Origin of the sequence: Streptomyces sp. NPDC088197 (assembly GCF_044741185.1) — a bacterium.
Classification (GTDB): Bacteria; Actinomycetota; Actinomycetes; order Streptomycetales; family Streptomycetaceae; genus Actinacidiphila.
In genome coordinates this window covers 66,349-92,962 of record NZ_JBIUSD010000009.1, presented here as the reverse complement: position 1 = coordinate 92,962, position 26,614 = coordinate 66,349, and the positions used below count along the sequence as shown (strand labels likewise).

General features: G+C 72.0%; 21 protein-coding genes. 11 read left to right on the top strand and 10 right to left on the bottom strand.

The window, feature by feature from the left end; translation table 11 throughout:
- Window positions 1-15: 15 nt before the first annotated feature.
- The 3 genes from ACIOC1_RS22210 to ACIOC1_RS22200 all read right to left on the bottom strand — a co-directional run bounded on the left by ACIOC1_RS22210 (window position 16) and on the right by ACIOC1_RS22200 (window position 2,440).
- Window positions 16-435: a YciI family protein gene (locus ACIOC1_RS22210; protein WP_188285869.1), complete on the bottom strand. Its 420-nt coding sequence runs from the start codon at window positions 433-435 to the stop codon at window positions 16-18.
- A gap of 137 nt (window positions 436-572) precedes the next feature.
- A complete protein-coding gene (locus ACIOC1_RS22205; protein ID WP_401856143.1) occupies window positions 573-1,955 on the bottom strand; it encodes an MFS transporter in 1,383 nt (460 codons plus the stop codon).
- Entirely contained in the window at window positions 1,952-2,440 is a 489-nt protein-coding gene (locus tag ACIOC1_RS22200; protein ID WP_355336369.1) for a MarR family transcriptional regulator, read from the bottom strand. The genes ACIOC1_RS22205 and ACIOC1_RS22200 overlap by 4 nt, the downstream gene beginning before the upstream one ends.
- Before the next feature lie 160 nt (window positions 2,441-2,600).
- Between ACIOC1_RS22200 and ACIOC1_RS22195 the strand changes: the two genes are divergently transcribed.
- Window positions 2,601-4,052 carry an amidase gene (locus tag ACIOC1_RS22195; RefSeq protein WP_401856142.1) on the top strand — a complete coding sequence of 484 codons (1,452 nt, stop codon included), beginning with the start codon at window positions 2,601-2,603 and terminating at the stop codon, window positions 4,050-4,052.
- An 8-nt stretch (window positions 4,053-4,060) separates the two neighbouring features.
- Here the strand turns inward: ACIOC1_RS22195 and ACIOC1_RS22190 are convergent, their stop codons facing one another.
- On the bottom strand, window positions 4,061-5,335 hold the full coding sequence (locus ACIOC1_RS22190) for a lanthionine synthetase LanC family protein (RefSeq protein WP_401856141.1): 1,275 nt from the start codon (window positions 5,333-5,335) through the stop codon (window positions 4,061-4,063).
- A 24-nt stretch (window positions 5,336-5,359) separates the two neighbouring features.
- A complete protein-coding gene (locus tag ACIOC1_RS22185; RefSeq protein ID WP_355336365.1) occupies window positions 5,360-5,824 on the bottom strand; it encodes an ATP-binding protein in 465 nt (154 codons plus the stop codon).
- Between the two features lie 172 nt (window positions 5,825-5,996).
- On the opposite strand from ACIOC1_RS22185, the gene ACIOC1_RS22180 reads away from it, so the two are divergent.
- The 3 genes from ACIOC1_RS22180 to ACIOC1_RS22170 are packed head-to-tail and all read left to right on the top strand — an operon-like array spanning window position 5,997 to window position 8,037.
- Complete coding sequence (locus ACIOC1_RS22180; RefSeq protein WP_401310131.1) at window positions 5,997-6,872, top strand: helix-turn-helix domain-containing protein; 876 nt, start codon at window positions 5,997-5,999, stop codon at window positions 6,870-6,872.
- Complete coding sequence (locus ACIOC1_RS22175; protein ID WP_401309823.1) at window positions 6,869-7,114, top strand: DUF397 domain-containing protein; 246 nt, start codon at window positions 6,869-6,871, stop codon at window positions 7,112-7,114. Before ACIOC1_RS22180 ends, ACIOC1_RS22175 begins: the two co-directional genes overlap by 4 nt.
- A gap of 23 nt (window positions 7,115-7,137) precedes the next feature.
- Window positions 7,138-8,037 (top strand): TIGR03619 family F420-dependent LLM class oxidoreductase, encoded by a 900-nt coding sequence (locus ACIOC1_RS22170; protein ID WP_391162541.1) that lies wholly within the window; start codon window positions 7,138-7,140, stop codon window positions 8,035-8,037.
- Between the two features lie 99 nt (window positions 8,038-8,136).
- Here ACIOC1_RS22170 and ACIOC1_RS22165 read toward each other — a convergent pair whose 3' ends face one another.
- Together ACIOC1_RS22165 and ACIOC1_RS22160 are read right to left on the bottom strand one after the other, a co-directional pair.
- Window positions 8,137-8,490, bottom strand: coding sequence for a beta/gamma crystallin domain-containing protein (locus ACIOC1_RS22165; RefSeq protein WP_355336359.1), 354 nt, complete (start codon window positions 8,488-8,490; stop codon window positions 8,137-8,139).
- A gap of 175 nt (window positions 8,491-8,665) precedes the next feature.
- Complete coding sequence (locus tag ACIOC1_RS22160) at window positions 8,666-11,911, bottom strand: helix-turn-helix transcriptional regulator (RefSeq protein WP_401856140.1); 3,246 nt, start codon at window positions 11,909-11,911, stop codon at window positions 8,666-8,668.
- A gap of 621 nt (window positions 11,912-12,532) precedes the next feature.
- On the opposite strand from ACIOC1_RS22160, the gene ACIOC1_RS22155 reads away from it, so the two are divergent.
- The 3 genes from ACIOC1_RS22155 to ACIOC1_RS22145 all read left to right on the top strand — a co-directional run bounded on the left by ACIOC1_RS22155 (window position 12,533) and on the right by ACIOC1_RS22145 (window position 16,812).
- Window positions 12,533-13,813: a hypothetical protein gene (locus ACIOC1_RS22155; protein WP_391042920.1), complete on the top strand. Its 1,281-nt coding sequence runs from the start codon at window positions 12,533-12,535 to the stop codon at window positions 13,811-13,813.
- An 87-nt stretch (window positions 13,814-13,900) separates the two neighbouring features.
- Window positions 13,901-16,282 (top strand): tetratricopeptide repeat protein, encoded by a 2,382-nt coding sequence (locus tag ACIOC1_RS22150; protein ID WP_401856139.1) that lies wholly within the window; start codon window positions 13,901-13,903, stop codon window positions 16,280-16,282.
- Between the two features lie 74 nt (window positions 16,283-16,356).
- Window positions 16,357-16,812 (top strand): flavin reductase family protein, encoded by a 456-nt coding sequence (locus ACIOC1_RS22145; protein WP_401856240.1) that lies wholly within the window; start codon window positions 16,357-16,359, stop codon window positions 16,810-16,812.
- 203 nt (window positions 16,813-17,015) lie between these two features.
- Here ACIOC1_RS22145 and ACIOC1_RS22140 read toward each other — a convergent pair whose 3' ends face one another.
- The 3 genes from ACIOC1_RS22140 to ACIOC1_RS22130 form a co-directional block, all read right to left on the bottom strand.
- Window positions 17,016-18,836 (bottom strand): glycine betaine ABC transporter substrate-binding protein, encoded by a 1,821-nt coding sequence (locus tag ACIOC1_RS22140; protein WP_391162545.1) that lies wholly within the window; start codon window positions 18,834-18,836, stop codon window positions 17,016-17,018.
- Window positions 18,829-20,124 carry a glycine betaine/L-proline ABC transporter ATP-binding protein gene (locus ACIOC1_RS22135; protein ID WP_401856138.1) on the bottom strand — a complete coding sequence of 432 codons (1,296 nt, stop codon included), beginning with the start codon at window positions 20,122-20,124 and terminating at the stop codon, window positions 18,829-18,831. The genes ACIOC1_RS22140 and ACIOC1_RS22135 overlap by 8 nt, the downstream gene beginning before the upstream one ends.
- A 198-nt stretch (window positions 20,125-20,322) precedes the next feature.
- Entirely contained in the window at window positions 20,323-21,672 is a 1,350-nt protein-coding gene (locus tag ACIOC1_RS22130; protein ID WP_401856137.1) for an MFS transporter, read from the bottom strand.
- A gap of 72 nt (window positions 21,673-21,744) precedes the next feature.
- Between ACIOC1_RS22130 and ACIOC1_RS22125 the strand changes: the two genes are divergently transcribed.
- The 4 genes from ACIOC1_RS22125 (at window position 21,745) to ACIOC1_RS22110 (ending at window position 26,431) form a co-directional block, all read left to right on the top strand.
- Window positions 21,745-22,551, top strand: coding sequence for a DeoR/GlpR family DNA-binding transcription regulator (locus ACIOC1_RS22125; protein WP_355336345.1), 807 nt, complete (start codon window positions 21,745-21,747; stop codon window positions 22,549-22,551).
- A 368-nt stretch (window positions 22,552-22,919) separates the two neighbouring features.
- A complete protein-coding gene (locus ACIOC1_RS22120; RefSeq protein WP_401856136.1) occupies window positions 22,920-24,365 on the top strand; it encodes a family 2B encapsulin nanocompartment shell protein in 1,446 nt (481 codons plus the stop codon).
- A gap of 71 nt (window positions 24,366-24,436) precedes the next feature.
- Window positions 24,437-25,492 carry a family 2 encapsulin nanocompartment cargo protein terpene cyclase gene (locus tag ACIOC1_RS22115; RefSeq protein WP_401310128.1) on the top strand — a complete coding sequence of 352 codons (1,056 nt, stop codon included), beginning with the start codon at window positions 24,437-24,439 and terminating at the stop codon, window positions 25,490-25,492.
- 63 nt (window positions 25,493-25,555) lie between these two features.
- Window positions 25,556-26,431: a geranyl diphosphate 2-C-methyltransferase gene (locus tag ACIOC1_RS22110; RefSeq protein WP_355336343.1), complete on the top strand. Its 876-nt coding sequence runs from the start codon at window positions 25,556-25,558 to the stop codon at window positions 26,429-26,431.
- Window positions 26,432-26,614: the final 183 nt, after the last annotated feature.

The window sequence follows — 26,614 nt, the reverse complement described above, 5'->3', positions numbered from 1 at the left end:
TCAGATCCGACCCGCTCAGATCTGGCCCGTCCGCTCGCGCCACGCCCGCTCCTTGGTGATCCACTCGTTGTCCTGCGGGAACTCCTCGATGCTCGGCACCCGGCGCACCTCGCACTTCGAACCGGCGACGGCGGGCAGCCGCTTCGCCCACTCGACCGCTTCCTCCTTCGAGGCCACGTCGATCAGGTAGAAGCCGCCGAACAGCTCCTTCGTCTCGCCGTACGGGCCGTCGGTGACCACCGGCGCCTCACCGCTGAAGTCGACCACGACCCCCTGGCCCGGGTCGTCGAGCCCCTCCGCCGCCACCAGGACCCCGGCCCGGATCAGCTCTTCGTTGAACCGGCCGACCGTCTCCAGCATCTCGTCGAACGGGGTCTCCATCATCTTCGCGACGGACTCGTCCGTACCACGCATGATCAGCATGTACTTCGCCATGACGGCTGTCTCCACTCTGTTCTGTTCCGTGCGTTCAGCGCTGACGCGCTCCGGGGCCCGTTTTCCGACCCTCTCACCCCCAAGGTCGAACGGCGCGGGAGCGGATCGACACGGCGGCCGGATCGGATTCGGAGAATTCACGGGACCTGGCCGGAGGCCACCGCCAGGTCGGCGTCCGGGACCGGCCCGGCGTCGGTGTCCGCACCGCCGTGGGACGGCGTGCGGTACGCCCGGAGCGGCGCGTTCGTCGCGGCCACGGCCAGCACCGCCAGGACGGCGGACACCCCGCCGAGGACCAGGGAGAACGGGGCGGAGGTGGCCGAGGCCAGCAGGCCGCCCCGGAAGTTGCCGAGTTCGGGCCCCGCGACACCGATCACGTGCTCCACGGAGGAGACCCGCCCCCGGTACGCGTCCGGCGTCTCCAACTGGACCAGGGCGCTGCGCGTGACGACGGACACGGTGTCGGCGGCCCCCGCCGCGGCCAGGCAGCCGAGCGCCAGCCACAAAGGCCCCGCCAGCCCGAACCCGGCCAGCGCCAGGCCCCAGACCACGGCGGCGGAGAGCTGTACGAGGCCGCCGCGCCGCCAGCGGGTCACCGTGCCGGAGAGCAGACCGGCCGTGATGCCCCCGACCGCGACGGCCGAGAGGAACAGGCCGAGGGTCCGCGGGTTGCCGCCGAAGCGGATCTCGTTGACGAGGGGGAAGAGCGCCACGGGCATGGCGAGGAGCGTCGCAGCCAGGTCGGTGGCCATCGAGCCCCAGAGGGTGGGTCGGCGCAGGACGATCCGCCACCCGCCGCGCTCGGCACGCCGCCGCCCGCCGCCCTTCCCGAGCGCGCGCCCAAGCCCACCGCACTTCGCGCGCCGACGCCAGCCACCGCCCCCCTCGGACGCCGTCCCCTCACCCCCCTCCGGCCGCATCGCCGGCAGGCGAATCACCGCGAGCATCGAGACCGCCATGGCCACGGCCTGAATCCCGTACGCGGCGGGGAAATCCCAGCGGGCGATGATCAGTCCGGCCGCGGCGGGCCCGGCCAGCATCGCGGCCTGGAAGGAGACGTTGGTGAGGGCGAGACCGGCCGCGACCTGGTCGCCGGGCAGCAGCCGGACGGGAAAGGTGCGCCGGGCGGGAGCGCCGAGCGCGCTGAAGACGGTGGCCAGGGCGACGAGGGCGAGCAGGAGCAGGACGTTCCTGTTGTGGGCCAGGGCCTGGGCGCACAGGGCGGCGGCGACCAGGAGTTGGCCCGTGGTGGTGGCGCGTACGAGCGCGCGGCGGTCGACGGTGTCGGCCAACGCGCCGCCGAGCAGCCCGAAGAGCAGCATCGGCAGCCCGGTGGCGAGCCCGATCGCGCCGGTGCCGACCGGGCTGCCGGTGAGGTCCCAGACCTGGGCGAGGACGGCCACATTGGCTATCTGGCCGCCGAGTTGGGAGACGGACGTGCCGATCCACAGGTCGCGGAAGGGCTGACTGCCGCGCAGCGGACGGGTGTCGAGGAACCGGACGCGTATCCGTCCGCTCACTTCGGCGGCTCGACCAGGCGGTTGAGGATGCGCTGGCGCATCGACCGGTGTTCCAGCGCGCGCCGCACCTCCTCGACGACGGCGGTCATGGCGTACGGCACCTCGGCGTCCAGTTCGGCGACGGTCTCGTGGGTGGCGCGCCACTCCGCCTCCAGGAACGGTACGAGCGACCGGCCGCGTTCGGTCAGGTCGATCCGCCGGGTGCGGGCGTCGGGGCCGGGCTCCGAGGTGACCAGGTCCTCCTTGCGCATGGCGGCGACGGTCTGGCTGATCGCGGAGTGCGAGCGGTTCAGGGACTTGGCCAGCTCGCGGATGGTCAGCGGGCCGGTGTGCGCGAGCCGGATCAGCGGATACGCGAACCGGGGCCGTACGCCCGTGATGCCGCGCTCGACGTAGAGCTGCTCGATCTCGGCGTCCATGGCCGCCAGCAGCTCGTGCAGGGTGTGCCAGGGGTCGGGGAGCGCGGTGGGATCAGAAGTTGTCACAGCGCTAATATAACAGCGCTGCGACAATTGCGGAGGCTACGGCTCCGGGCGCGCCGGGGCCGGCCGCGAAGTGGCCCCCGGACCCCGGAGATCGGGGCGGCTTTCCCTTGCCCGAATCGACATTTCGTGGCTCCAGCGGACCGCCCGTACGGTCCCTGGCATGGACAGAAGCTTTCAGACGGCGGAAGAACTCAGTGCCGCCCTGCGCGCCGGTGACGTGACCTCGGCGGAACTGACCGACGAGGCGATAGCCCGTATCGAGCGGGACGACGAGGCGGTCAACGCGATCTGTGTGCCGGACTTCGACCGCGCTCGGGCCGCCGCGCGGGAGGCCGACGCGGCGCGGGCCCGCGGCGAGGACCGGCCGCTGCTCGGCATTCCCGTGACGGTCAAGGAGTCGTACGACGTGGCCGGGCTCCCCACGACCTGGGGCATGCCGCAGCACCGGAACCACCTGCCGGCCGAGGACGCGGTGCAGGTGTCGCGGCTCAGGGCCGCGGGCGCGGTGGTGCTCGGCAAGACCAATGTGCCGGTCGGGCTCCAGGACATCCAGAGCTTCAACGAGATCTACGGCACCACCAACAACCCGTGGGACCACGGCCGCACGTCGGGTGGCTCCTCCGGCGGATCGGCGGCGGCCCTCGCGTCCGGCTTCGGCGCGCTGTCCATCGGCTCGGACATCGCCGGTTCGCTGCGCACCCCCGCGCATTTCTGCGGGATCTACGCGCACAAGCCGACGCTCGGGCTGGCGGCGAACCGCGGCATGGCCCAGCCGCCCGCACCGGCGCTGCCGGTCGACCTCGACCTCGCCGTCGTCGGCCCGATGGCGCGCTCCGCGCGCGACCTCACGCTCCTGCTCGACGTCATGGCAGGGCCCGACCCGCTGACGTCCGGTGTGGCGTACGAGGTGAGGCTGCCGCCCGCGCGCCACGAGCGGCTCGGCGACTTCCGGGTCCTGGTCCTCGACCAGCACCCGCACATTCCGACCGGGGCCGCGGTACGGGCGGCCGTGGGCCGGGTGGCCGACGCCCTGGCCGACGGCGGCGCCCGCGTCGAACGGCACAGCCCGCTGCTGCCCGATCTGGCCGAAGCCGCGGTGGTCTACACACAGCTCCTGATGTCGAGTTCCACGGCGCACTTCCCGGTCGAGGCGCAGGAGCAACTACGGGCCCTCGCAGCCGAATTGAGCCCGGACGACCAGAGTCTGGAGGCGACGCGGCTGCGCGCCATGGTGTTGAGCCACCGCGACTGGCTCGGCGCGAACGGCCGCCGCGAGCTCCACCGGCACGGCTGGCGGCGGTTCTTCGCCGAATTCGACGCCGTGGTCTGCCCGATCACGCCCACTCCCGCCTTCCCGCACGACCACGGCCCCGATCCGAGGCGACGCCGGATCGACATCGACGGCGCCGGGTACCCGTACTTCGACCAGCTCGTCTGGGCCGGTCTGCCCACCATGCCCGGCCTGCCCGCCACCGCCATCCCGGCGGGCCGGTCCCCCGAGGGCCTGCCGGTGGGCGTCCAGCTCGTCGGCCCGATGTTCGAGGACCGCACCCCGCTGCGCCTGGCCGAACTGCTCGAACCACTGACCGGCGGCTTCCACCCCCCGACATAACCCCCGCCTCAGCGGGCCGGGGTGGTGGGGTGGTGGTCGGGCCAGGGGAGGGCGTAGGCGGAGGTGGCGGCGGGGCGGGGGCGGGTGAGGCGGGTGAAGCGGAGGAGTTCGCGGACGATGCCGGCGGTGCCCATGGCCCAGCCGGGGTGGGGTTCGAGGGTGCTGGGGGTGGCGCGGTGCTCGATGTTGGACCAGCGGGCGCCGTCGCGGTCGCGGGTGGCGCGGGAGGAGAGGTCGGCGGCGAGGAGTCGGGCGAAGTCCGGGGGGTCGCCCTGTTCCGCCAGCCGGTCGCAGGCGAGGGCGAGGACGCCCGCGGTGCCGCAGCAGCGGCCGTTGTTGTCCCAGAAGCGGGGCCGCAGGCGGCGGGGCAGGCCGGAGTGGGTCACGGTGTGCCAGCAGCGGTCGGCGAGCGCCTGCCAGGCGGCGGGCTCGTCGAGGACGTCCCGGAGCAGCCGGAAGACCTGGGCGTCACCGGCCGGTCCGTGACACCAGCCGTAGCTGTAGCGCTCGATGAGTTCGGGCCGGTCCTGCGGGTCGGAGTGGGGTACGAGGAAACCGTCCGGCCCGTCCTCGTCGCGCGCCACGACGTCGGCGGCGCCCGCCCGCGCCAGCTCGACCAGGTCGGTGCGGCCGGTCGCCGAGCCGACGCGGGCCAGCGCGTACACGATGCCGAGCGTGCCGTGCGAGATGTGGTGCAGGCGCGGGGCCGCGTCGGTGCGCACCTCCCAGTGGACGCCCGCCGAGGTCTCCTCGGCCGTCCGCAGATACGGCTCCACGGCGAGCACGGCCAGGTCGGCGTCGCCCATCGCCAACGCGCCCAGGCCGATACCGGCGTTGCCGCCGAGCAGTTCGAACAGCACGCCCCAGCGCGTCCCGTCGAAACGGGAGCGCACCAGGTCCAGGGCCCGCGCGGCGCCTGCCGCAGCCTCCGGGGCGCCCAGTTCGTCGTGGACGGCCCGCAGCGCGAACGCCATGCCGGTCAGGCCGAAGTACAGCGAGCTGCCGTCCCAGCCGTCGACGGCGGCGGCCACACTGCGGGCGGCGCGCACGGCCGCGTCGCCGTACCGGTCGTCCCCGAAGTGCCGCCGCGCTTCGAGGAGTACGGGGATCACACCGGCCGTACCGCTGTAGAGCGAGGCGTTCGGCTCGTCGTCCGAGGGCGTGGTGGTCCAGGCGAGCCCGCCGTCCTCGCCCTCCCGCGCGTTCCCGAGCAGCCAGCGCAGCGCGTCCGCCGACAACTCCTCGACCTCATCCGCTGTTACGTCTGTTGCGTCAGCCGTCATAACGCCCACTTTGGCACGCTCTCGCTACGGGGCCGCTTCCAGGGGAAGGGGGAGGTCGAGTTCGGCGCGGAGCGTCTTGCCGACGGGGTCGCGGGGGAGGACCGACCAGCGGGTGGCGAGGGCTTCGACCAGGAGGAGCCCCCGGCCGGAGTCGGAGAGCGGGGAGGCGGGACGGAGCTGGCCGGGGTCCGGGGGACGGCGTTCCCCGCGGGCGTCGGAGACGTCGATACGGAGCAGGGTCGCCGTGAGGCGGATACGGAGTTCGAAGTCGCGCCCGGCCACGCGGCCGTGGGTGGCGGCGTTGGTCGCCAGCTCGGCCACCAACAGGGCGGCCGTCTCGGCCAGTTCGGTGCCGTGCGCGACACCCCACAGGTGGAGCTCGTTCGACGCCGCGTGCCGCGCCAGCCGGGCCCCGCGCCGCGTGGCGCTGAACCGCTGGCTGAACTCACGTTCGGTCACGGGGAGTTCGTGCATCGTTGGTGCTGTCATACCGCCCAATGTGACCCCGGCCCCGCCCCTCCCACCAGGGTCCCGCCGCGTACGCTGCGCCAGCGTACGCGCACAAAACGTAGACAGTACCCGTCACCCCCTGTGAGCATTGTCCGACTCGATGTGGTCAAACGGGCGGGCGCGCGGGAGGTGGCCGAGGATGGCCGATGGCATGGACGGTGCGGGAGAGGCGGAAACTTCCGCCGGTACGGGTGCCGGCACTCCCGGCAGCGAGCCCGAGACCTCGGACAGCTTGCGCACCTTCGGTGCGTTTGTCCAGGCGCTCCGGGAACACGCGCGCCTCAGCCGCGAGGAGTTCGGCAACCAGGTGCGCTTCTCCAAACACACGATCGCCTCGATCGAGCAGGGGCGACGCATGCCCGACGCCGACTTCGTGGACCGCGCCGAACCGGTTCTCGGCAACACCGGAGCTTTACGCAAGGCGCTCGACCATGTCGGGCGGCAGCCCGGCCTCGCGGCCTGGTTCCACCAGTGGGCGCGCCTGGAGAAGACGGCGATCAGCCTGTACACGTACGAATGCCGCCTCATCCCAGGGCTGTTGCAGACGGCGGCGTACGCCCGTGCCGTGTCGGAGAGCGTCCCGCCGCTCGCCAGTGAGAAGGCCGTCGCCGAGCGGGTCGCAGCGCGACTCAAGCGGCAAGAGTTGCTGTCTACCAAGCGTGAACCGCCCTGTGCGTTCAGTTTCATCATCGAACAGGCCCTCTTGGAGCGGCACACAGGTGGCGAGGACATCACGCGTGACCTGCTCGACCACTTGCTGGATCTCACTGCGCGGCACTGGAACGTTGAGTTGCAGATCATGCCGCTGCGATGCCCCTCGCATGCTGGCGTAGACGGTCCCTTGCAACTGCTGGAGACGCGCCAGAACAGGTGGTTCGGATACTCCGAGGGGCAGAAGAACGGTCGGCTGATCGGAGACCTCAAAGAGATCAGCGAGCTCCAACAGCGGTATGCAAAACTTCGCTCGCAGGCTCTGACCCCCGAAGACTCGCGGGGCCTGCTGGAGCGAATGCGAGGAGCCCTATGAACACATCGGATCTGGCCTGGTTCAAGAGCAGCTACAGCAGCGGCAGCGAAGGCGATTGCATCGAAGTGGCCGCCACCTGGCACAAGTCCAGCCACAGCGGATCTCAGGGCGACAACTGCGTAGAGGTCTCGGCCTGCCCGAGCACCGTCCACGTGCGGGACTCGAAGGACAAGGAAGGGCCCCAACTCGCCTTCTCCCCCGCCCAGTGGGCGGACTTCCTGAGCTTTGCGAGCCAACTCTGAGGCTGGCGGGGTAGGAGGAGGCCATGAAGGTCGGATTCGCACTGCCGCAGTTCAACAAGCAGGCTTTCGAGGTCGCGCGGGCCGCCGAGTTCGCGCGCGGGATCGAGTCGGCGGGCGGAGCCAGCCTGTGGGTGGGCGACCGGAATCTGGCCGCCGTCGATCCGAGCGTCGGGTACGGCGGCGGGAGCACGATTCCGCCGGAGTTGAACGCGGCGGCCGATCCGTTCGTCCTGCTGGGCGTGGCCGCGAGCGCCACCGAGCGCGTCCTGCTCGGCAGCCACGTACTGGTGGCGCCGCTGTATCCGCCGGTCCAACTGGCCAGGTCGCTCACGACCGTTGACCTGATCAGCGGGGGACGCCTGCTCGCGGGGTTCGGCGTGGGCTGGTCGCCGGAGGAGTACGAGGCCGCGGGCGTGGACTTCGCCACGCGGGGCGCCAGGATGGACGAGACGCTGGACGTACTCGAAGAGATCTGGACGAAGGACCCGGCCGGGTACAGCGGGGCGCGGTTGTCGGTGCCGCTGCACCACGCGCCGCTGAAGCCCGCGCGGCGGCCCCGGCCGCCCGTGTACCTGGGCGCGCGCTCGGGGCGGGCGCTGCGCCGGATCGGGGAACGCGCCGACGGCTGGCTGCCGGTGTGCGTGGTGCCGGGCTTCGTGGACTTCGACGGCATCGTCCGGCAGCGGGCGCGGGTGGACGAGGCGGCGCGGACGGCGGGCCGCGATCCGCGCGTCATCGACGCGGTCTTGCGCGTCAACATCGAGGCGGGCACGTCCACGGAGCAGGTGGTGACGGTGATCAAGGCCGCGGGCGAACGTACCGGCATCGACCATGTGATGGTCGACACGATGTACAGCGACGCGGGCGTCGACCAGTCCGTGGAGCGGGCCTTGGCGATCCTCGACGGCGTCCGCGCGGGCTGATCCGAGGAGCCGGTACCCCGGCCGGGCGCCGTACGTCGCCCGGCCGCCGGTTCGTACCCTTGCGCGCTCGCGGGCCCGCGGACTCGCAGACTCGCGGGTTCAGAGGATCTGGATGCTCTTGACCCGCGGGGGGCGGTTCGGGAACGTGATGTCGGTCCAGCGGTTGATCCGCACCGAGTCGCCGTTGACGTCGTAGTAGATCAGGTCGTTGTTGCCCGTGACGATCCGGTCGACCCACCAGCCGCCGAAGTCGGTCCGGCCCGAATTCGCGTAACAGTCCACGCTGTCACGGCCGTTGAGGTGCGAGTAGATCTTCAGGTAGTCCGCGCCGCCGACGCACTCGACGTGGTCGATGGCGAAGGCGGGGCCGCTCGGCACGGCGACGGTCAGCGCGGCGGCGGCGGCCAGCGCCATGGTCATCGAGCCGATGACCTTCTTGGCTTTCGAGATCACGCAAATCCCCTTCACACGGAGCCCGGCACCCGGCCCGGCTCGCTCGCTTCTTCGGGCCGGACAGCGGCCCGCCGCCGATCTTGGTGTGATGCCTCTGGCAAATGCGGCAAGCGGAGCGATGTCGTCGGTTTTTGACTCGATCGAGCGAAGGTGTGTTTGTTCCGGGCGCGATTGGTTACGGGGCGGGCTCGGGGCGGGGGCGGTCCGTACGCGCGTAGACCAGGGCGGCTTCGGTGCGGTTGCGGACGCCGAGCTTCTCCAGGATGTGGGAGACGTGGACGGCGACGGTGCGGTCGCTGATGTAGAGGGAGCGGGCGATCTGGCGGTTGCTCTCGCCGCGGGAGAGCAGGGCGAGGACCTGGGCCTCGCGTTCGGTGAGGTCGAGGCGGGCCTGGGCGGCGACGGACCGGGTCGTGGGGTCGGGCGGCCGGGTGAGACGGCCGCGGGTGGCCAGTTCGTGGGCGAGGCGCAACAGCGGTGCTGCGGACAGGGGTTCGGCCAGGCCGAGGCAGGCGGCCAGGGCGCGGCCCGCCTGTTCGCGGCGGCCCGCGCGGATCGCGGTCCCGGCCTCGCGCAGGCGTGCGTACGCCTCGCGGTAGGGCTGGTCGGCGGCGCGCCAGGCGTCGGCGACCTGCCGCCAGGTCGCCCGGTCGTCGGAGCCGTCGGCGCGGGAGTGTTCGGCCGCGGCGAGGGCGCCGAAGGCGGCGACGACGGGTTCGCCGCAGTGGCGGGCGGCGATGGCGGCGGCGCGTTCGGCGAAGGTCACGGCGGAGCCGTCCCAGGCGGCGGGCAGGCCGTGGGGGCGTACCGGGCCCGGCAGCAGGGCGAGTTCGGCGGCGAGGCGGGCGCCGTCGGCGAGCAGCCGGATCTCCTCCTCGGCGAGGGCGCCGCCGCCGACGGCCCGCAGGCCGTGCAGGACGTGGTCGGCGGCTGTCGCCAACTCCCCCGCGTCCAGCGCCTGTTCGGCCTGGCAGGCGTGGCATGGGCCGAGCAGGCGTGGGTCGTCGGGGGCTTCGGCGAGTACGGCGGTGAGTTCCGCGGTGCGGCGGCGGTCGCCGCGGGCGACGGCCAACTCCAGTTGGAGCAGGTGCAGATAGCGGGTGATGTGGGCGGTGGACTGGCCGACGAGTTCGGCCAGGAGTTGGTCGGCCTCCGGCCAGCGGCCGGTGGCGACGAGGACCGCGGCCGTGTTGAAGTCCAGGACGGCGGTGAGCGGGGGCGGCGCGCCGAGTTCGCTGGCCGCGCGGCGTCCGGTCAGGGCCACTTCGCGCGCCTCCGCGAAGCGGCCCCCCGTACAGAGCAGGTACATGTGGTTGCTGGCCGCGCGCAGGACATCCTCGACGGAGTCCGTACGGCGGGCCAAGTCGCGTGCGGCGCACAGGGCTTCGAGGCCCGCCTCCAGGTCGCCGCGCTGGGCGCGGACGATGCCGAGGGTGGTGAGGGCGTGGGCGTGCTCGGCGAGGGCGCCGATGCGCTCGGCCATCCGTAAGGCCCGTTGCGCCAGCGGCAGCGCGCCGTCCGGGTCGCCGACCTGGACGCGCATGTCGGCCGCCGCCGCCAGGACTCTGGCTTCGAGGGCGCCGGTCGCCTCGGGCGCCGTGGCCAGGAGCCCTTGCGCCTCTTCCAGTGCGGCGATGGCGCCCCAGGGGTCTCCGGCCTCGCGGCGGTAGGCGCCGAGGCGTTCGAGCAGGCGGGCGCGGTCTTGTGCGTGTGCCTGTGCCTGCGCTTCTGCGTGGGCCTGTGCCTGTGCCTGCCCCTGTACGGCGGCTGCCGCGTGGCTTCCGTCGGCGCGGTACGCCTCGGCCGAACGCGGGCCGTGGCGTGGTGCGTTGAGGGTGGCCGGGCCGCCGCCCGCCGACAGGGCCAGCGCGCGGGTGACGTACTCCGTGGCGCACTGGGGCTCGCCCGCGTAGCTGGCCGCGCGGGCGGCCTCCGGCCAGAGAGAGGTGGCGGCGGCCTCGGAGAGGTGGTCGGAGAGGGTGACGGCGAGGGCGTAGAGGCGGTGGGCCTCGGGGTACGCGCGGGCGTTGACCGCCAGGCGGGCGGCTGTCAGGGCCGAAGTGGCCGCGCGGGCGGGGCAGTCGGCGAGGTGCCAGTGCCGGGCCAGGAGGGCGGGGTCCGAGGCGGTACGGGCGGCGAGGGCGTGCGCGTAACGGCGGTGCAGGCGGCGGCGCTCGCCCGGGAGCAGATCGGCGTACAGGATCTGGCGGATCAGGCCGTGCGGGAGGGCGTAACCGTCCTCGGTGGAGGTGAGCAGGCGCTGCTCGACGGCCCGGCGCACGGCGGCCAGCAGCGTTCGCTCGGGTAAGGGGACGGTGGCGGCGAGGAGTTCGTGCGTCATGCCGTCGTCGGTCACGGATATCTGGTCGATGACCTCGCGGACGTCGGCGTCCACGCAGCTCACGCGGGCGAGGACCACTTCCGCGATGGACGCGGGCGGCCAGGGGCGGGCCGCCCGCGCCAACTCCTGTGCGTACAGCGGGTTTCCCTCCGCCGCCGATACAGCCGCCGCCACGTCGGCGGCGTCCGCGTCGGCCGGGAGCAGCGCGGTCACCAGCTCGGCGACCTCCGCGTCCGCCAAGCCGCTCAGCCGCAGCCGCGTCACCCTCGGACATCGGCCCAGCTCCGCGAACCAGCGCCGCGCGTCCGCCGTCAGCTCCTCCTCCCTCACCGTGGCCACGATCAGCACCGGCTGTCGTCTCAGCCGCACCGCCAGAAACGCCAGCAGATCGCGCGTCGACGCGTCCGCCCAATGCAGGTCCTCCAGCACCAGCACCAGCGTCGTACGCGCCGACATCTCCCCCAGCACCCCCAGCACCCGCTCGAACACCCGCTGCCGCGTGGCCGGCCGCCCCCCACCGAACGCGTACGCCGCGCCCCGTCCACCAGCCGGCCCGGTCTCAGCCCACCCGTCAAAGCCCCCGCGCCCGCGCGCAGCACCCCCGACTGCGGGCGCGGGGCCGACCCCCGCATCGCCGGACCCCCTCCCCGCGCCGGTACGGCCGGACCCACCGGCCACGCCGTCCGCCACCGGGCCGCCGTCCGACGGACCGGCCGCACCCCCGAAGCTCCCCGGCGAACGCGCGCCGCCGTCCGGCGAGGGTTCGCGCTCGTGTGGAGCGGCACCGGGGGCGGGGTGGGGGGCCGCGCCGGAGGCGAAGAGGTCGCGGAGGGCGGCGATGAAGGGGCCGTAGGCGAGGGTGGGGCCGGTGAGGGGGACGGAGTCGCCGGTGCGGAGGCGGGCGTGGCGGGGGGCGGTGGTGACGAGGGTGGCGAGCTCTTGGACGAGGCGGGTCTTGCCGAGACCCGCCTCGCCGGTGACGAGGAGGAGTTGGGCCTGGCCGGCCGCCGCGCGGTCGAAGGCGGCGACGGCGGCGCGCTTCTCGGGGTACCGCCCGACGAAGGGCGCTGACTTGGTCATGTGCGCAGTGTGAGCACGCGGCAGCGGTGTGTCGACGGCGAAGCGAAGAAGCTGCCATCGGGGGCGGAGCGAAACCGGCCCATTTTCATCGTGGCCGGTACGGGCGTTCCGCAAAGGCCGCGTGAAGGTTTGGTGCCTGGTGGCGGACGGTGTTCGCTCACCGGACGCGGCGGGAATCCGGCGTAATTCCCCGCGCCGCGCCCCGGCGGCGGTCTCGTATCTGTCGCAAACAGAAATCCGTGAAGTCCCCGGCCGTACACGGGTATACGCCGAAAAGGGGTCACCCGGCGGTCGTGGACGAGTACATCTAGTCAATTCCCACATACGCGCCTACGTCATGTTGCAGACGTGCGCGAGCGCTTTACCACCGCATAGTTGGCCCGGTTCGGCCCGGCGGCCAGCCGCGGCCGAAGACCGCTCGACGGAACCGGGAGGAGGAAACCCCATGAAGAAGATGTCGATCCGCAAGGCCGGCACCATCCGCCTGACCAGCTCCGCGTACTACTGCTGCTCGGCCCTCTAGCAACACCGCCGGAGCCGGGCCCTGTTGACCACTTCGCGCAGGCCCCGGCTCCGGTGACCGGCTCCGGTCACCGACTTCCCCGTAGAGAGGCACCCCGCATGACCGTGACCTCGTCGGACGGCACCACGACCGCGCCGGACGGCGGCGGCGGCGCGGTCCTGCTGCACAAGCTCACGATGATCCCCGAGGACGACGGCGTGATGGTCGGCCGTCCGGACACCGCCTCGTACGCCGTCTTCCCCGAGGAGGGCGCTGAGGCGCTGCGGATGCTGGAGGCCGGGGTGCCGGTGGCCGAGGTGGCCGCCTGGTACGAACGGACCTGCGGCGAGCCGCTGGACGTGGACGACTTCCTCGACGTCCTGGCCGATCTGGGGTTCCTGCGCGGGGACGGCGAGGATGAGCCGGCCGGCCCGGTGCGCTGGCAGCGGCTCGGCGCCTGGACGTTCTCCTGGCCCGCCTGGCTGGTCTACCTCGCGCTGATGGTGACCGCCGCCGCCTGGATGATCAGGGACTCGTCGCTGCGGCCCTCGTACCACGACGTGTTCTTCACCGACCATCTCGCGCTGATCCCCATTGCCCTGACGGTCGTTCAGATCCCCTGCATCCTCGTGCACGAGGGCTATCACGCCCTGTCCGGGCGGCGGTTGGGGCTGCCGTCCACGCTCACGATCAGCCGCCGGCTGTACTACCTGGTCGCCGAGACCCGGCTGGACTCGCTGTTCAGCGTGGAGCGCAAGCGGCGCTATCTGCCGTTCGTGGCCGGGATGCTGGCCGACGCCGTGCTGATCTCGGGCCTGACGCTGCTGGCCGTGGCGTTGCGCGGACACGGCCCCGCGTGGATCTCCGCCCTGATGCTGGCGATCTCCTTCACGTGTGTGATGCGGCTGCTGTGGCAGTTCATGTTCTACCTGGAGACCGACCTCTACTACGTCCTCACCAACGCTCTGCGCTGCTCCGACCTCCAGAACGCCGCCCGCTTCCAGGTGCGTACGCTCTTCCGCCGCTGGACGCGCAGGCCGCCCCCGGTGGCCGACCCCGACGCCGAATGGTCCGACCGCGACCGGCGGATGGCGCGCTGGTACGCGCCGATGCTGGTGGTCGGTTACGGATTCTCGCTCGGCAGCCTGCTGTGGGCGGGGATTCCGACCACCGTGCACTTCTGGTCGCAGATCAACAACCGCTTCAGCGATTCCGGGACGGCCACCAGCGGGATTCTCGACGCGATCAGCTTCGTCGGCCTCACCGCACTCCAGTTCGGGCTGCTGCTTTACGTGACAGTACGGGACCGGCGCGCCGCGAAGGAATCCCGTGGGGATTCGGAACGGGAAGAGGAGCAGGGCCCGAACGGCCAGGAGCCGGAAATCGCAGGCGTCGCTTAAAGCACGCCTTTCCTCTTGGAGCGCTCGGCTCGCTTCTCCCGCTCTGTTCGCTCGCCCCGCTTTGTTCGCTCACCCCGCTCGGCTCGCATGAACCCCACGAACCTCAGGAACTCCCAGGAACTCCAGGACCACAAGGAGCACTTCATGACCTCGTCCCCGCCTCGGCACTGCTGGGTCGCCGCCACCGGCACCGCCGCCGACCCCGCCGACCCGGCCGGTTCCGTCACGTACGGCGACCTCCCGCCCACGCCCGAGCCCGATATCGACGTGCGCTGTCACCGCCGGCTGCGGGGCCCGTACACCGGGGGCGGGGCCCTGCTGCGCGCGGTGATCCCCGAACTGGCGGGCGAGCACGACGAGTTCATTGCCGCGCGGGCCACCGAGGTGATCTCGCTCGCACCCGACCTGGCACCCCGGGTGCCGATCGCGCCGCAGACGCTGACCGCGCTCGCCAGCCGCGCCGAGCGCACCCGCTTCTACTCCGTCGCCCGTACGCTGCGCGTCTCGCACGGCGTCGCCGAGCTGCTGACGGACTGGGCGCGTACCGTCCGCCCCGGCGGTACGGTGATCCGCTTCCGTGAGCTGGACGACGCCGACCCCACCGACCGTGAGCTGGTCTCCGTCCTGCTGCGGCGCTGCGACCCGGCCGTCCTGCGGCTGGTGGTGGAGACGGACGGTCTCGCCGACGACGAGTTGGGGCAGGCGCTGCGCACGTACGCCGACCGGGCCGCGCCGGAAGCGGCCGGGACCCCGGACGAGCGGCCTGCCGAGCGGCCTGCCGAGCTGCCGGACGAGCACCTGGACGAGCACCTGGCGGGCGCCGATCTCGCGCAGCTCTTCATCGACGCGGACGGCACCAGCAAGGACCCGCGACTGATCGCCGCCTACGAGGCGTTGGACCCGGCCGAGCGGGCCGCCCGGCACAGCGCCCGCGCGGAGCTGCTGGCCGAACGCGCCGAGCCGGGTGTGTCGTTGGGCGCGCACCTGTACCACCTGGAGCACGGCACCGACCCGGCGGCCGGGGCGGGCACCGCCTTCGTGGACGCCTGCGAGTCCTGCTTCGACAGCGGCTTCTACGAGGCGGCGCTGGAGATCTCGCAGCGCGGGCGGGCGCTGTTCGGCGACGCGCGGCCCAAGCCGTACTGGAATCTCACCAACAAGATCGGCGCGTGCCTGTCGTATCTGCGGCGCGGCGAGAAGGGCTTCTCGTACTTCGCCGAGCTGCGGTCGGGCAGCACCGAGCCCGAGATCCACATGAATAGCTGCTACATGATGGCGATGCTCTACACCCGCCACCTGCCCAAGGGCATGCACGACGAGATGCGGGCGCTGGAGTGGGTCAACACCGCGATCGCCATCGCGGACTGGAACCCGGACCCGCACCGCCGGGTCTTCGTGGGCGCTTTCATGCGGAACGCGAAGGCGCTGGTCGAGCTGCACCGCGCCGACCTGGACGCGGCGCTGGCGCTGGTCAACGACGCCATCGCGATGACGGACGAGGATCTCGGCCCGGACGAGCAGCTTCTGCACCGCTCGGTGCTGCGCTACAACCGCGCGCAGATCCTGGCCGCGCGCGGCGACCACGAGGGCTCGCTCGCCGACTACGACCTGGTGATCAGCCGCGACCCCGACTACGGCGACTACTACTTCGAGCGGGCCGGAGGGCGGCGCGCCAACGGGCAGTTCGACGCGGCGCTCGCCGACTACGCCGAGGCGATCCGGCTCAGCCCGCCGTTCCACGAGGCGCACTTCAACCGGGCCGATCTGCTGCGGGAGTTGGGCGACGAGGAAGCCGCGCTGCGCGATCTGGACTACGCGGCGATCCTCGACCCCGGCCACGTCGACACCCTCGTCAACCGGGCCGACCTGCTGATGGCGCTCGGGGAGATCGAGCAGGCGACGGCGGACGTCGAGGCGGGTCTCGCGCTGGACTCCAAGAACGCCAACCTGCTGTGCGCGCAGGGGACTCTGCTGGCCGAGTCCGAGCAGGTCGACGCGGCCTTCACCAGTTTCACCGCCGCCCTGGAGTCCGACCCGTCGTTCGTGGCCGCCTGGGTCAACCGGGCCGTGCTGTCGTACTCCGCCGGGCGGCTGCCGGAGGCCGTGGACGATCTGGACCACGCGATCGAGCTGGCCGACGACCCGGTGCTGCGCGGCAACCGGGCGCTGGCGCTGTACGACCTGGGCGCGTACGAACGGGCCCTGGCCGACCTGGACATCGCGATCCCGGCGCTCGCCGACGAGGACCCCGACCTGCTCTACCGGCGCGGCGCCGTACGCCTCGCGCTCGGCGAGACGGACGGCGCCTTCGCCGACTGGCGCGACCACCTGGCGGCCTACGGGGAGGGCGAGGCGTCGCCCTTCGTGGAGGAGATCGCCGAGCGGATGCGGGAGTTCGTGCCCGGCGACGGGGAGTCCGCGACGGTCGGCCGGGAGTCGGTACCGAGCGGCCGGGAGGGCGCGGCGTGACCGCGTCCGCCGAGGCGCCCGCCTCCGTACCGGAGTTGGAGGCGGGTGTGGGGCCCGGGCTCTACCGGGCGGTGATGCGGCAGCACGCGAAGGGCGTCGCCGTCATCACCGCGGGCGAGGACGCCGGGCCGCCGGTCGGCTTCTGCGCCACCTCGCTGACGTCGGTCTCCCTCGACCCGCCGCTGGTCTCCTTCACCGTCGGCCTGCAAGCGGCGTCCTTCACCGCCGTGGAGAGCGCCCGCCATGTCGCCGTCCACCTGCTCGCCGAGGGCCAGGAGGACACCGCCCGGCGCTTCGCCCACGGCGGGGCCGCGAAATTCGGGGCGGCCACCGCCTGGCACCGGGGGCCGCGCGGCCTGCCCGTGCTGGACGACGTCCTCGCCGCGCTGATCGTCTCCCTCGTCCAGCTCGTGCCGGTCGGCGACCACGCCCTGGCCATCGGCCGGGTCGTCGAGGCCACCCACGCCCCCTCCCCCGCCCGGCCGTTGATCCACCACGACGGCGCATTCGTCCATCTGGCTCTTCCCTAGGGCGTGTTGACGGCCCGGCGGGACGAGGCCGCGGGCTCCCCGTCCACCGTTCGGTGGACAGCGGAGTACCCGTACGGTCGTCCCGCCGGGCCGTCCGCCCGGTCGACCGGCTCGGCGCCCGGCCGGAGCGCCCCCGGCTGTCCGAGCGCGATGCGGTACGGATTCTGCGAACCCCTCTTCCGCGTCGCCGACTTGACGGGGGGTCAGCCGGTGGCGGTCACCGGCGCCATCTTGTCGGCGATCCCCGGATTCTTCGCGAGCCACTTCTTGACGCCCGCCGCCGTGTTGTCCTGGCCGGCGGACTGGATGTCGGCCTCCAGGGAGCTGAGCTGCTCCTCGGTGAGGTGGAAGTCCTTCATCCAGGCGGTGACCTGCGGCAGCTTGTCCGCCCGGCCCTTGTTGGCCAGATTGTGGATGGAGTCCGCCTTGCCCCACAGGCCCTTGGGGTCGGCGAGCTTGGTCAGCTCGTACGTGCTGTAGGCCCAGTGCGGGGACCACAGGACGACGGCGACCGGCTTGTGCTGCGCGTAGTCCCGCTTCAGCTCGGCGAGCATGGCGGAGGTGGAGCTGCTGACGACCTTGTACTCGCTGTCGAGGCCGTAGCCCTTGAGCACCGTGGAGTTGAGCAGCTTCATCTCGCCCGCGCCCGGCTCGATGCCGATGATCTTGCCGCCGAACTCCTTGCCCCGGCCCTTGAGATCGGCCATGGACGAGACGCCCTTGACGTAGGACGGGACGGAGACCTCCAGGGACGTCTGGTCGTACCACTTGCCGAGGTCGGCGTAGTCCTTGCCGTACTGCTGGAGGTAGGACGCGTGCGTGGTGGGCAGCCAGGCGTCGGTGAGGTAGTCGAAGTTGCCGGTGGACAGGCCGGTGAAGGCGGCACCGGGGTCGTAGGTGTTGACCTGGGCCTTGTAGCCGCGCGAGTCCAGGACTTCCTTCCACAGGTTGGCCGACGCGATGGACTCGTCCCAGTTGAAGGAGCCGATCTTGACCGTCCGGCCCTTGCCGACGTCCGCCGAACCGGCCGTCGCGGGGCCGTCGTCGGAGTCGCCGCCGAAGATGCCGGTGCCGCAGGCGATCAGGGCGAGCGCGACGACGGCGGACAGGCCGACGGCGGGGCGCGGGCGGTAGCGCAGCACGCTCAGGCCGCGCGTCGGGAGCTTCGCGCGGGCCAGCGCGAGGGCGCGGCGGCCCAGCGGCGAGACCTGGTCGCCGAGCGCGCCGGTGATCCGGTCGAGGTAGATGGCCAGGATGACCACCGCGATGCCGCCCTCGAAGCCGAGGCCGATGTTGACCTGGCTGATCGCGCCGAAGACGGTCGAGCCGAGCCCTTCGGCGCCGACCATGCCGCCGATGACGACCATCGACAGCGTCAGCATGATGACCTGGTTGACGCCCGCCATGATGGTCGGCAGCGCCAGCGGCAACTGCACGCGCATCAGCGTGCGGCCCGGCGACGTACCGAACGCGTCGGCGGCCTCGACCAGTTCCTCGTCCACCTGCCGGATGCCCAGCTCGGTCATCCGGACGCCGACCGGCATCGCGAAGACGATGCAGGCGATGACGGCCGGGACCGTGCCGAGGCTGAAGAAGATGATCGCCGGGATCAGGTACACGAAGGCGGGCAGCGTCTGCATGACGTCGAGCACCGGCCGGACGACCATGCTCGCGGTCCGGCTGCGTGCCGCCCAGATGCCCAGCGGCACCGCGAGCAGCAGGGCCACGACACCGGAGACGACGACCAGGGACAGCGACTGCATCGCCTCGTCCCACTGCGCGATGGAGTCGATCAACGCGAAGCCGAGGAAGGCGAGTACGCCCGCCGGGAGGCCGCGCATCCACAGCGCGATCACCGCGAGGATGGCCGCCATGAGCAGCGGCGGCGGGCCGCCGAGCACCCATTCCACGCCGTCGTACATGTGGTTGACGACGCTGCTGATCGCGTCGAAGAGCCAGGAGAGGTGGTCCGTCAGCCAATTGACGGCGTCCTCCGCCCAGTTACCGAGGTGAATCCTAGGCACGGGCGGCCTCCTTCCCCTCGAAGGACCCGGATTCGACGGAGCCGGAATCGACGGAGCCGGATTCGGGCGCGGAATCGACGGTCCCGGCTTCGGGCGCGGTCTCGTCCTCGTGGTCGCCGAGCGCCGCGAGCAGCGCCACGCGCGGGATCACTCCGGTGAGCCGCCCGTCGTCGTCCACGACGGCCAGCGGCAGCTTCGTCCGCGAGGCGGGCGTGAGCAGGCCGGACAGCGGGGTGTCGGCCTGGGTCGTCACGCAGTCGGTGTCCATGAGGTCGCGCACGGTGCCATCGTTGTCAGCCTGCGTGCAGCTGACCTCGGTGACCGTGCCGACCAGCTTGCGACCGCCCTCGGCCCCGCCCTCGACGACGAAGGCGGCGGACGCGTGGTCGTCGCGCAGGACGCTCATCGCGGCGCGCGGCCCGTCGTCCGGGCTGACCATCACGCGCGGTTCCTCCATGATCGAGGCGGCGGTGAGCACACGGGAGCGGTCGACGTCCTGCACGAAGCTGGCCACGTAGTCGTCGGCCGGTTCGGTGAGGATGTCCTGCGCGGTGCCGATCTGGACGATCCGGCCGTCGCGCATGACGGCGATACGGTCGCCGAGCCGCATGGCCTCGTTCAGGTCGTGGGTGATGAAGACGATGGTCTTGCGCAGCCGCTGCTGGAGTTCGAGGAGCTGGTCCTGCATGTCGCGGCGGATGAGCGGGTCCAGCGCGGAGAACGACTCGTCCATCAGCAGCAGTTCGGCGTCGGTGGCCAGCGCGCGGGCCAGGCCGACGCGCTGCTGCATACCGCCGGACAGCTCGTCGGGCCAGGACTTCTCCCAGCCGCTGAGGCCGGTCATCGCCAGCGCCTCGGCGGCCTTGGCCTCGCGCTCCTCGCGCGGGCGGCCCTGGACTTCGAGGCCGTAGGCGGCGTTCTCCAGCACGCTGCGGTGCGGGAAGAGCGCGAAGTGCTGGAAGACCATGCTGATCCTGCGGGAGCGCAGGTCGCGCAGGGCCTTCGCGGACAGGGCCGTGAGGTCCCGCCCGTCGAACAGCACCCTGCCCGAGGTGGGCTCCAGCAGACCGTTCAGCATGCGCAGCAGGGTGGACTTGCCCGATCCCGACAGGCCCATCACGACGAATATCTCGCCGGGTTCCACGGTGAAGGAGGCGTCGACGACCGCCGCGGTCGTCCCTTCCTCCCTCAGTTTCTCGCGGTCGGCGCCTTCCTGAAGCCGACGTACTCCTTCCTTCGGCCTTCTGCCGAAGATCTTGCTTACGTGCTCGACGACGAGCTGTGTCACGGTGGCCTTTCGGGGCAGGGGACAGAGCGGAGCCGAACCTTCCGACTCCGCGTCGCCGCCTACCCGAGGTCACACGCAGCGCAAACAAGACGGCTTAAATCGGTCCCCTATGCCCGATTTGATGTCGCTTTGCGGGGCAGCTCATTGTGACCGGATCGTGTCCAAGAACGCAGGGGACTCGTCAGCCCCGCCTGACACTCAGGCCCCGTGCGGCGCACTGGCGGCGTCCGTCTCCGTCATCGTGTCCGTCTCGACCGCCGCGTCAGGCTCCGCGTCCGTCCCGGCCGCCGCGCCTGTCCCGGCCGCCGCGTCCGGCTCCGCGTCCGGCTTCAGGGTGCCCGCCGCGACGCTCGCGATGACACAGAAGGCGACCGGCAGGGCGAAGGTGGCGTTCAGCGGCATGAAGTGGGTGAGCGGGCCGATGACGGCCGGGCCCGCGAGCATGCCGAGGTAGCCGAGGCCCGCCACGCGGGAGACGTTGGCGCCCGCCGCGTCCTTGTCCGCGTGGCCGGCGGCGCTGAAGAGCTGCGGGATGCAGCCGGACAGGCCGATACCGAAGACCGTCCAGCCGATGAGGGCCAGCGGGACGCTGTTGGACAGCGCGGCCGTGGCGAGACCGACGGCGCCGAGGGCGGAGCCGTACCGCAGGACCGCGACCGTGCCGACGCGGGCGGCGACCGAGTCGGTCAGGAAGCGGCCGACGGTCATCGCGGTGGCGAACGCGCCGTACGCGAGGGCGGCGGTGGCCTGCGGGGCGTCGAGGACGTCGCGCAGGTGGAGCACGCTCCAGTCGTTGGCGACGCCTTCGCTGAGCATGAGCATCAGGGCGAGGGCGGCGAGGATCCAGATGCGGGAGGGGGTCTTGCGCGCGGACTTGGCCGCCGCCTTGGGCGTATCCGTGGCCGTATCCGTATCCGTACCCGTACCCGTGGCCGTCGCCGCGCCCGTGGCCGTATCCGTGGCCGCGCTCGCGTCCGCCCGCTCGGCCACTTCCTTGGGGAGCAGCGCCGGGGCGGCCAGGGCCATGACGGCGAGGCCGACCAGGGCCGCGGCGCCGAGGGTGACCGCCGGGCTCCAGCCGAGCTTCAAGGTGAGCGCGCCGAGCAGGGAGGCGATGACGCCGCCGACCGAGAAGACGGCGTGGAAGGCGGACATGATGGGCCGCGCGTATCCGTGCTCGACCTGGACGGCGTGGGTGTTCATGCTGACGTCGAGGGAGCCGTTGCCGAAGCCGAAGACGAACAGGGCGGCGGCCAGCGCCCACGGGTTGGTGGCCAGGCCCGGCAGGACGACGGCCGCGGCGCACAGCGTGGCGCTCGCGGGTACGACCTTGCGGGAGCCGATCCGGTCGGTGAGGGGCCCGGCGAGCTGCATGCCGATGAAGGCGCCCCCGCCGAGCAGCAGAAGGAGCCAGCCGAGCACGGCGTGGCTGATGCCCACGCGGTGTTCGATGGCGGGAATGTGCACGATCCACATGCCCAGGACGAAGCCGTTGAGAGCGAAGAAGGCGAAGGTGGCCAGCCGTCCGGCCCGCAGGGATCTCTCCATGGTTCGAACGTAACGAACAGATTCTCTGTTTGTAAAGTTGCAATCCGAACATCTCGGGTGTTCGATTGCGTCATGGCGAGTACGGCGGGCGGTACTGAGGGAACGGGCGGCGCGGCGCACGCCGGGGCGGCGGAACGGCTGCGGCGGATCGCGGAGGCCGTGCGCGAGGCGGGCCGGATGAGCGTCGCGGACCTGGCGGAACTCACCGACACCTCCGAGATGACGATCCGCCGCGATCTGGAGGCGCTGGCCGAGCAGGGCGTCATCGAGCGCTACCGGGGCGGCGCCCGGAGCCTGCTGCTGCGCGGCGAGGAGCCGCCGTTCGCGCTGCGCGCGCAGGACGGGAGCGACGCGAAGCGGCGGATCGCCGCCGCCGTCGCGCAGATGCTCACCGACGGCGAGTCCGTCGTGCTCGACAGCGGCACCACATGTCTTGAGGTCGCGCGCGCCCTGGAACACCGGCGCCTGACCGTCATGCCGCTGTCCCTCCACGCGGCCAACGCCCTCACCGGCGCCGCCCACGTCAAGCTGCTGCTGCCGGGAGGCGAGCCCCGCCCCGGCGAACTCGCCCTCACCGGACCGCTCACCGAGGCGTCGCTCGCCTCCCTGCGCTTCGACACCGCCGTCATCGGCTGCTGCGGCCTCACCGCGGCCGACGGCCTCACCGCCTACGACCTCGCCGACGCCGCCGTCAAGCGCGCCGCGATCTCCGCCGCCCGCAGGGTCATCGCCGTCGCCGACGCGGCCAAGTTCTCCCGTACGGCGCTGGCGTTCGTCGCCGCGCCGACCGCCCTCGACGCCGTCGTCACGGACGGCGCGGCCCCCGCCGAGGAGACGGAAGCCCTCGCGGCGGCCGGAGTCACGGTCCACACCGTCTGAGACGTGTCCCTCGGGGGCCCTTCCCGCCTCCCGCGAACGGCGCGCGGGCAGGGGGCGCGCCGGGGTGAAACCTTGTGACGGGGGGATCACCCGAACCCGTGAAGGGTGGGGAAAACGCCTGGCGGCGGCGTTGTGGCGGCGGCCTGAGGTGATCGCGGGGGCGCGCGCCCCTTCCCGCCTCGGCCGGCAGGTTTGCACCACTCGCGGCGCGAAGTCGCCCCCCGCGCGCCGTACCGGGACGGCGCCCCGGGCTGTTTCGCTGGTTCCCGTGCGGTGGGCCGTCCGGTCCCGGGGCCGTTCGGTCCCGCGGGCCGTCCGGTCCGCGACCGGCCTGTGCGCACAGCTCTGTTCCCCGTCCCGGAGGCAAAGTGCCCGCTTCGGAAAGCACCATCAGCCCCACGACCGACGAGCCGCCGCCCGCCGCACCCGGCGACGGCGCGCGGCTCACCAGCCTCAGCACCCTGGGGGCGCGGCAACTCGCCACCACCACCAAGTCAGAACCGCAGATGCGCGGGATCAGCTCGCGCTGGCTGCTCAGGATGCTGCCCTGGGTGGACGTCCCGAGCGGCACCTACCGCGTCAACCGCAGGCTCCAACTCCACGTCGGCCAGGGCAGGGTGAGCTTCGACCAGAACGGCGCCGACGACGTCCGGGTGATCCCGGAGACGCTGACCGAACTCCCGGCGCTGCGCGGCTACCAGGACACGGACGTGCTGCGGGAACTGGCCGGCCGCTACGAGGTCCGCCAAGTGCGCGCCGGAGAAGCGCTGTTCACGGCAGGGCAGCCGATCACCGACACCTACCTCGTCGTCCACGGACGGCTGACCCGGTACACCGAGGGCAGGTACGGGGAGGAGGCGGTCACCGGAGTCGTCACCGACGGGGGCCAGTTGGGAGACGAGGCCATCGGCCAGGACGAGCCGCGGTGGACGTCCTCGGCGCGGGCCGACACCGCGGCCGTCCTGCTCACCGTCCCCTGGACCGTCGTCGCCGAAGTCGCCGGCCGCGTCCCCTCCTTCGCGGCGCACCTGGCCGCGTACGCCGAGCGGCAGCGGCGGCCGACGAACCGGCGCGGCGAGGCGGACGTCCCGACGCAGGCGGGGCACCGCGGCGAGCCGTCGATCCCCAGCGGCTACGTGGACTACGAACTGGCCCCGCGCGAGTACGAGTTGTCGCTGACCCAGACCACGCTGCGCGTGCACAGCAGGGTCGGGGACCTCTACAACGACCCGATGGACCAGACCCAGCAGCAGCTCAAGCTGACCATCGAGGAGATCCGCGAGCGCCAGGAGTGGGAGCTGGTCAACAACCGTGACTTCGGGCTGCTGCACAACACCGAGTACGACCAGCGGATCAGCACCTTCAGCGGGCCGCCGACACCGGACGACCTGGACGAGCTGCTGTCCATGCGGCGCGGCACCCGCTTCCTCATCGCCCACCCGAAGGCGATCACCGCCTTCTTCCGGCAGGTGAGCAAGCGCGGTCTGATGCCGGGCCTCGCCGACGTCAACGGGCACGCGGTGCCCGCCTGGCGCGGTGTGCCGCTGCTGCCCTGCGGCAAGATCCCGGTCACCGCGCACCACACCAGCAGCATCATCGCGCTGCGTACCGGTGAGGACGACCAGGGCGTGGTCGGCCTGCTCCCGACCGCGCTGCCGGATCAGCTCCAACCGGGCCTGAACATGCGCCGCATGGGGGTGAGCACGACGGCGGTCATCAGCTATCTGGTCACCGCCTACTACTCGATGGCGATCCTCGTGCCCGACGCGGTCGGCATCCTGGAGAACGTCCAGCTCGGCAGGACCGTCGAGTGACCGGGCCGAGCGTGGACCACGCGACGGGCGCGCCCCCGGACACGGACGTGTCGCGGGCGGCGGCCACCACGGTGGCCACCGTCACCCCCACCGTCCCCCGGCAACTGCCCGGTCCGCAGAACCTCACCCGGACGCTCAAGGCCCGGCGCACCGGGGCCGTTCCCGGTCTCAGGTACCAGCCCGCGCCGCCCGTGGACCAGGCGAAGGTCGACGAGGTGGACCGGCGGCTCGAGGAGTGGGCGCGCGGCCTCGACCTGTTCCCGCCCGCGTGGAACGGGGACTTCGCGGGATTCCAGTTCGGCCGGGCCGTGGTGCTCCAGCATCCGGGCGCCGCCGACCTCGAACGGCTCACCGTCGCGGGCGAGTTGCTGCTCGCCGAGAACCTGGTGGACTCCTGCTACTGCGAGGAGGAGGAAGGAAGAGGCGGTTCCCACCAGGGCCTCGGCGGGCCGCTGCTCATGGCCCAGTCGGCGATCGACCCGCACCACGGCACGCCCGAGTCCGAGGCACAGTGGCGGCTCGGCATGCAGGCGGACGGGCCCCTGCGCTCGTACCACTGGGCGATGAGGGACTACGCGGAGTTCGCCACCCCGAGCCAGACCACCCGCTTCATGCACGACATCGCCCGGCTGCACCTGGGCTATCTCGCCGAAGCGGCCTGGGCGGAGAAGCGTTTCGTCCCGCAGGTGTGGGAATACCTGGTGATGCGGCAGTTCAACAACTTCCGCCCCTGCCTGTCGATCATCGACGCGGTCGACGGGTACGAGCTGCCCGAGGCCGTCTACGCGCGGCCGGAGATCCAGCGGATCACGGCGCTGGCCTGCAACGCGACGACCATCGTCAACGACCTCTACTCCTTCACCAAGGAGCTGGAGGGCGACCCGACGCACCTCAATCTGCCGCAGGTCGTGGCCGCCAACGAGGGATGCGGCCTCAAGGCGGCCTATCTGGAGAGCGTCGAGATCCACAACCGGATCATGGGCTCCTTCGAGGAGGAGGCCGCCGCCGCGTCGGCGACGTCACCGCTGGTCGCGCGGTACGCACGCGGGCTGTCGGACTGGGTGGCCGGCAACCACGAATGGCACGCGACCAACACCCACCGATACCGCCTGCCCAACTACTGGTAGGCGCAGGCCGCTTCACCCGCTCCACGGCACGATGACCGATCCCAGTACCAAGAGGAGTCAGCGTTGACCATTTCGCACCCCGGCGTCGCCAAGGCACCGGTTCCGGCCCAGTCCACGTACCAGACCCGCGTCGCGGACTACTGGAACGCCGAACAGAATCCGGTCAACCTCGAACTCGGCAGGATCGACGACCTGTACCACCACCACTACGGTGTCGGCGACGTGGACTGGTCCGTACTCGACGAGACGGACCCCGCCAGGCGCCGGGATCTGATCACCACGGAACTGCACCGGCTCGAACACGCCCAGGCCGAACTCCTCGCCAAGCACCTGGGCCCGCTGAGCCCCGAGGACCGGGTCTTCGACGCCGGCTGCGGGCGCGGCGGCGGCAGCGTCACCGCGAATCTGCGCTACCAGTGCCACGCCGACGGCGTCACGCTCTCCACCAAGCAGGCCGACTTCGCCAATGAGCAGGCGCGGGCGCGCGGTATCGACGGCAAGGTCCGCTACCACCACCGCAACATGCTCGACACCGGCTTCCAGACCGGCGGTTACGCCGCGTCGTGGAACAACGAGTCGACGATGTATGTGGAGTTGGACCTGCTCTTCGCCGAGCACGCCCGGCTGCTGCGCCGCGGCGGTCGCTACGTCGTCATCACCGGTTGCTACAACGACACGTACGGGCGCGCGTCCCGCGAGGTGTCCCTGATCAACGCCCACTACATCTGCGACATCCACCCGCGCTCGGCGTACTTCCAGGCGATGGCCAAGCACCGGCTGGTGCCCACCCACGTCGAGGACCTGACGGCCGCGACCATCCCGTACTGGGAACTGCGCAAGTCCGCGGACCACTTGGTCACCGGAGTCGAGGACGCCTTCCTGACCGCGTACAAGAACGGCAGCTTCCAGTACCTGATGATCGTCGCCGACCGCGTCTGACCTTCGGCGCGCGAGACCTCCGGGGGGACCCCGGCTCGGACCAACACGAGCCGGGGTTCCGGGGGTCAGTGGCGGCGCGGCGGAAGGGGGGCGGACAGGCCCGTACCGAACAGGCGGTGGTCGACCTCGTCCAGGGCCAGGCGCAGGGCGCCCAGGGCCACGCCCTCGTCGGCGAGCGTGGAG

What these genes read in the sequence shown, in the direction of transcription:
- ACIOC1_RS22210 (WP_188285869.1), bottom strand. Translation starts at nt 435, where the DNA reads ATGGCGAAGTACATGCTGATCATGCGTGGTACGGACGAGTCCGTCGCG.
- ACIOC1_RS22195 (WP_401856142.1), top strand. Translation starts at nt 2,601, where the DNA reads ATGGACAGAAGCTTTCAGACGGCGGAAGAACTCAGTGCCGCCCTGCGC.
- ACIOC1_RS22190 (WP_401856141.1), bottom strand. Translation starts at nt 5,335, where the DNA reads ATGACGGCTGACGCAACAGACGTAACAGCGGATGAGGTCGAGGAGTTG.
- ACIOC1_RS22185 (WP_355336365.1), bottom strand. Translation starts at nt 5,824, where the DNA reads ATGACAGCACCAACGATGCACGAACTCCCCGTGACCGAACGTGAGTTC.
- ACIOC1_RS22180 (WP_401310131.1), top strand. Translation starts at nt 5,997, where the DNA reads ATGGACGGTGCGGGAGAGGCGGAAACTTCCGCCGGTACGGGTGCCGGC.
- ACIOC1_RS22175 (WP_401309823.1), top strand. Translation starts at nt 6,869, where the DNA reads ATGAACACATCGGATCTGGCCTGGTTCAAGAGCAGCTACAGCAGCGGC.
- ACIOC1_RS22170 (WP_391162541.1), top strand. Translation starts at nt 7,138, where the DNA reads ATGAAGGTCGGATTCGCACTGCCGCAGTTCAACAAGCAGGCTTTCGAG.
- ACIOC1_RS22160 (WP_401856140.1), bottom strand. Translation starts at nt 11,911, where the DNA reads ATGACCAAGTCAGCGCCCTTCGTCGGGCGGTACCCCGAGAAGCGCGCC.
- ACIOC1_RS22155 (WP_391042920.1), top strand. Translation starts at nt 12,533, where the DNA reads ATGACCGTGACCTCGTCGGACGGCACCACGACCGCGCCGGACGGCGGC.
- ACIOC1_RS22150 (WP_401856139.1), top strand. Translation starts at nt 13,901, where the DNA reads ATGAACCCCACGAACCTCAGGAACTCCCAGGAACTCCAGGACCACAAG.
- ACIOC1_RS22145 (WP_401856240.1), top strand. Translation starts at nt 16,357, where the DNA reads ATGCGGCAGCACGCGAAGGGCGTCGCCGTCATCACCGCGGGCGAGGAC.
- ACIOC1_RS22130 (WP_401856137.1), bottom strand. Translation starts at nt 21,672, where the DNA reads ATGGAGAGATCCCTGCGGGCCGGACGGCTGGCCACCTTCGCCTTCTTC.
- ACIOC1_RS22125 (WP_355336345.1), top strand. Translation starts at nt 21,745, where the DNA reads ATGGCGAGTACGGCGGGCGGTACTGAGGGAACGGGCGGCGCGGCGCAC.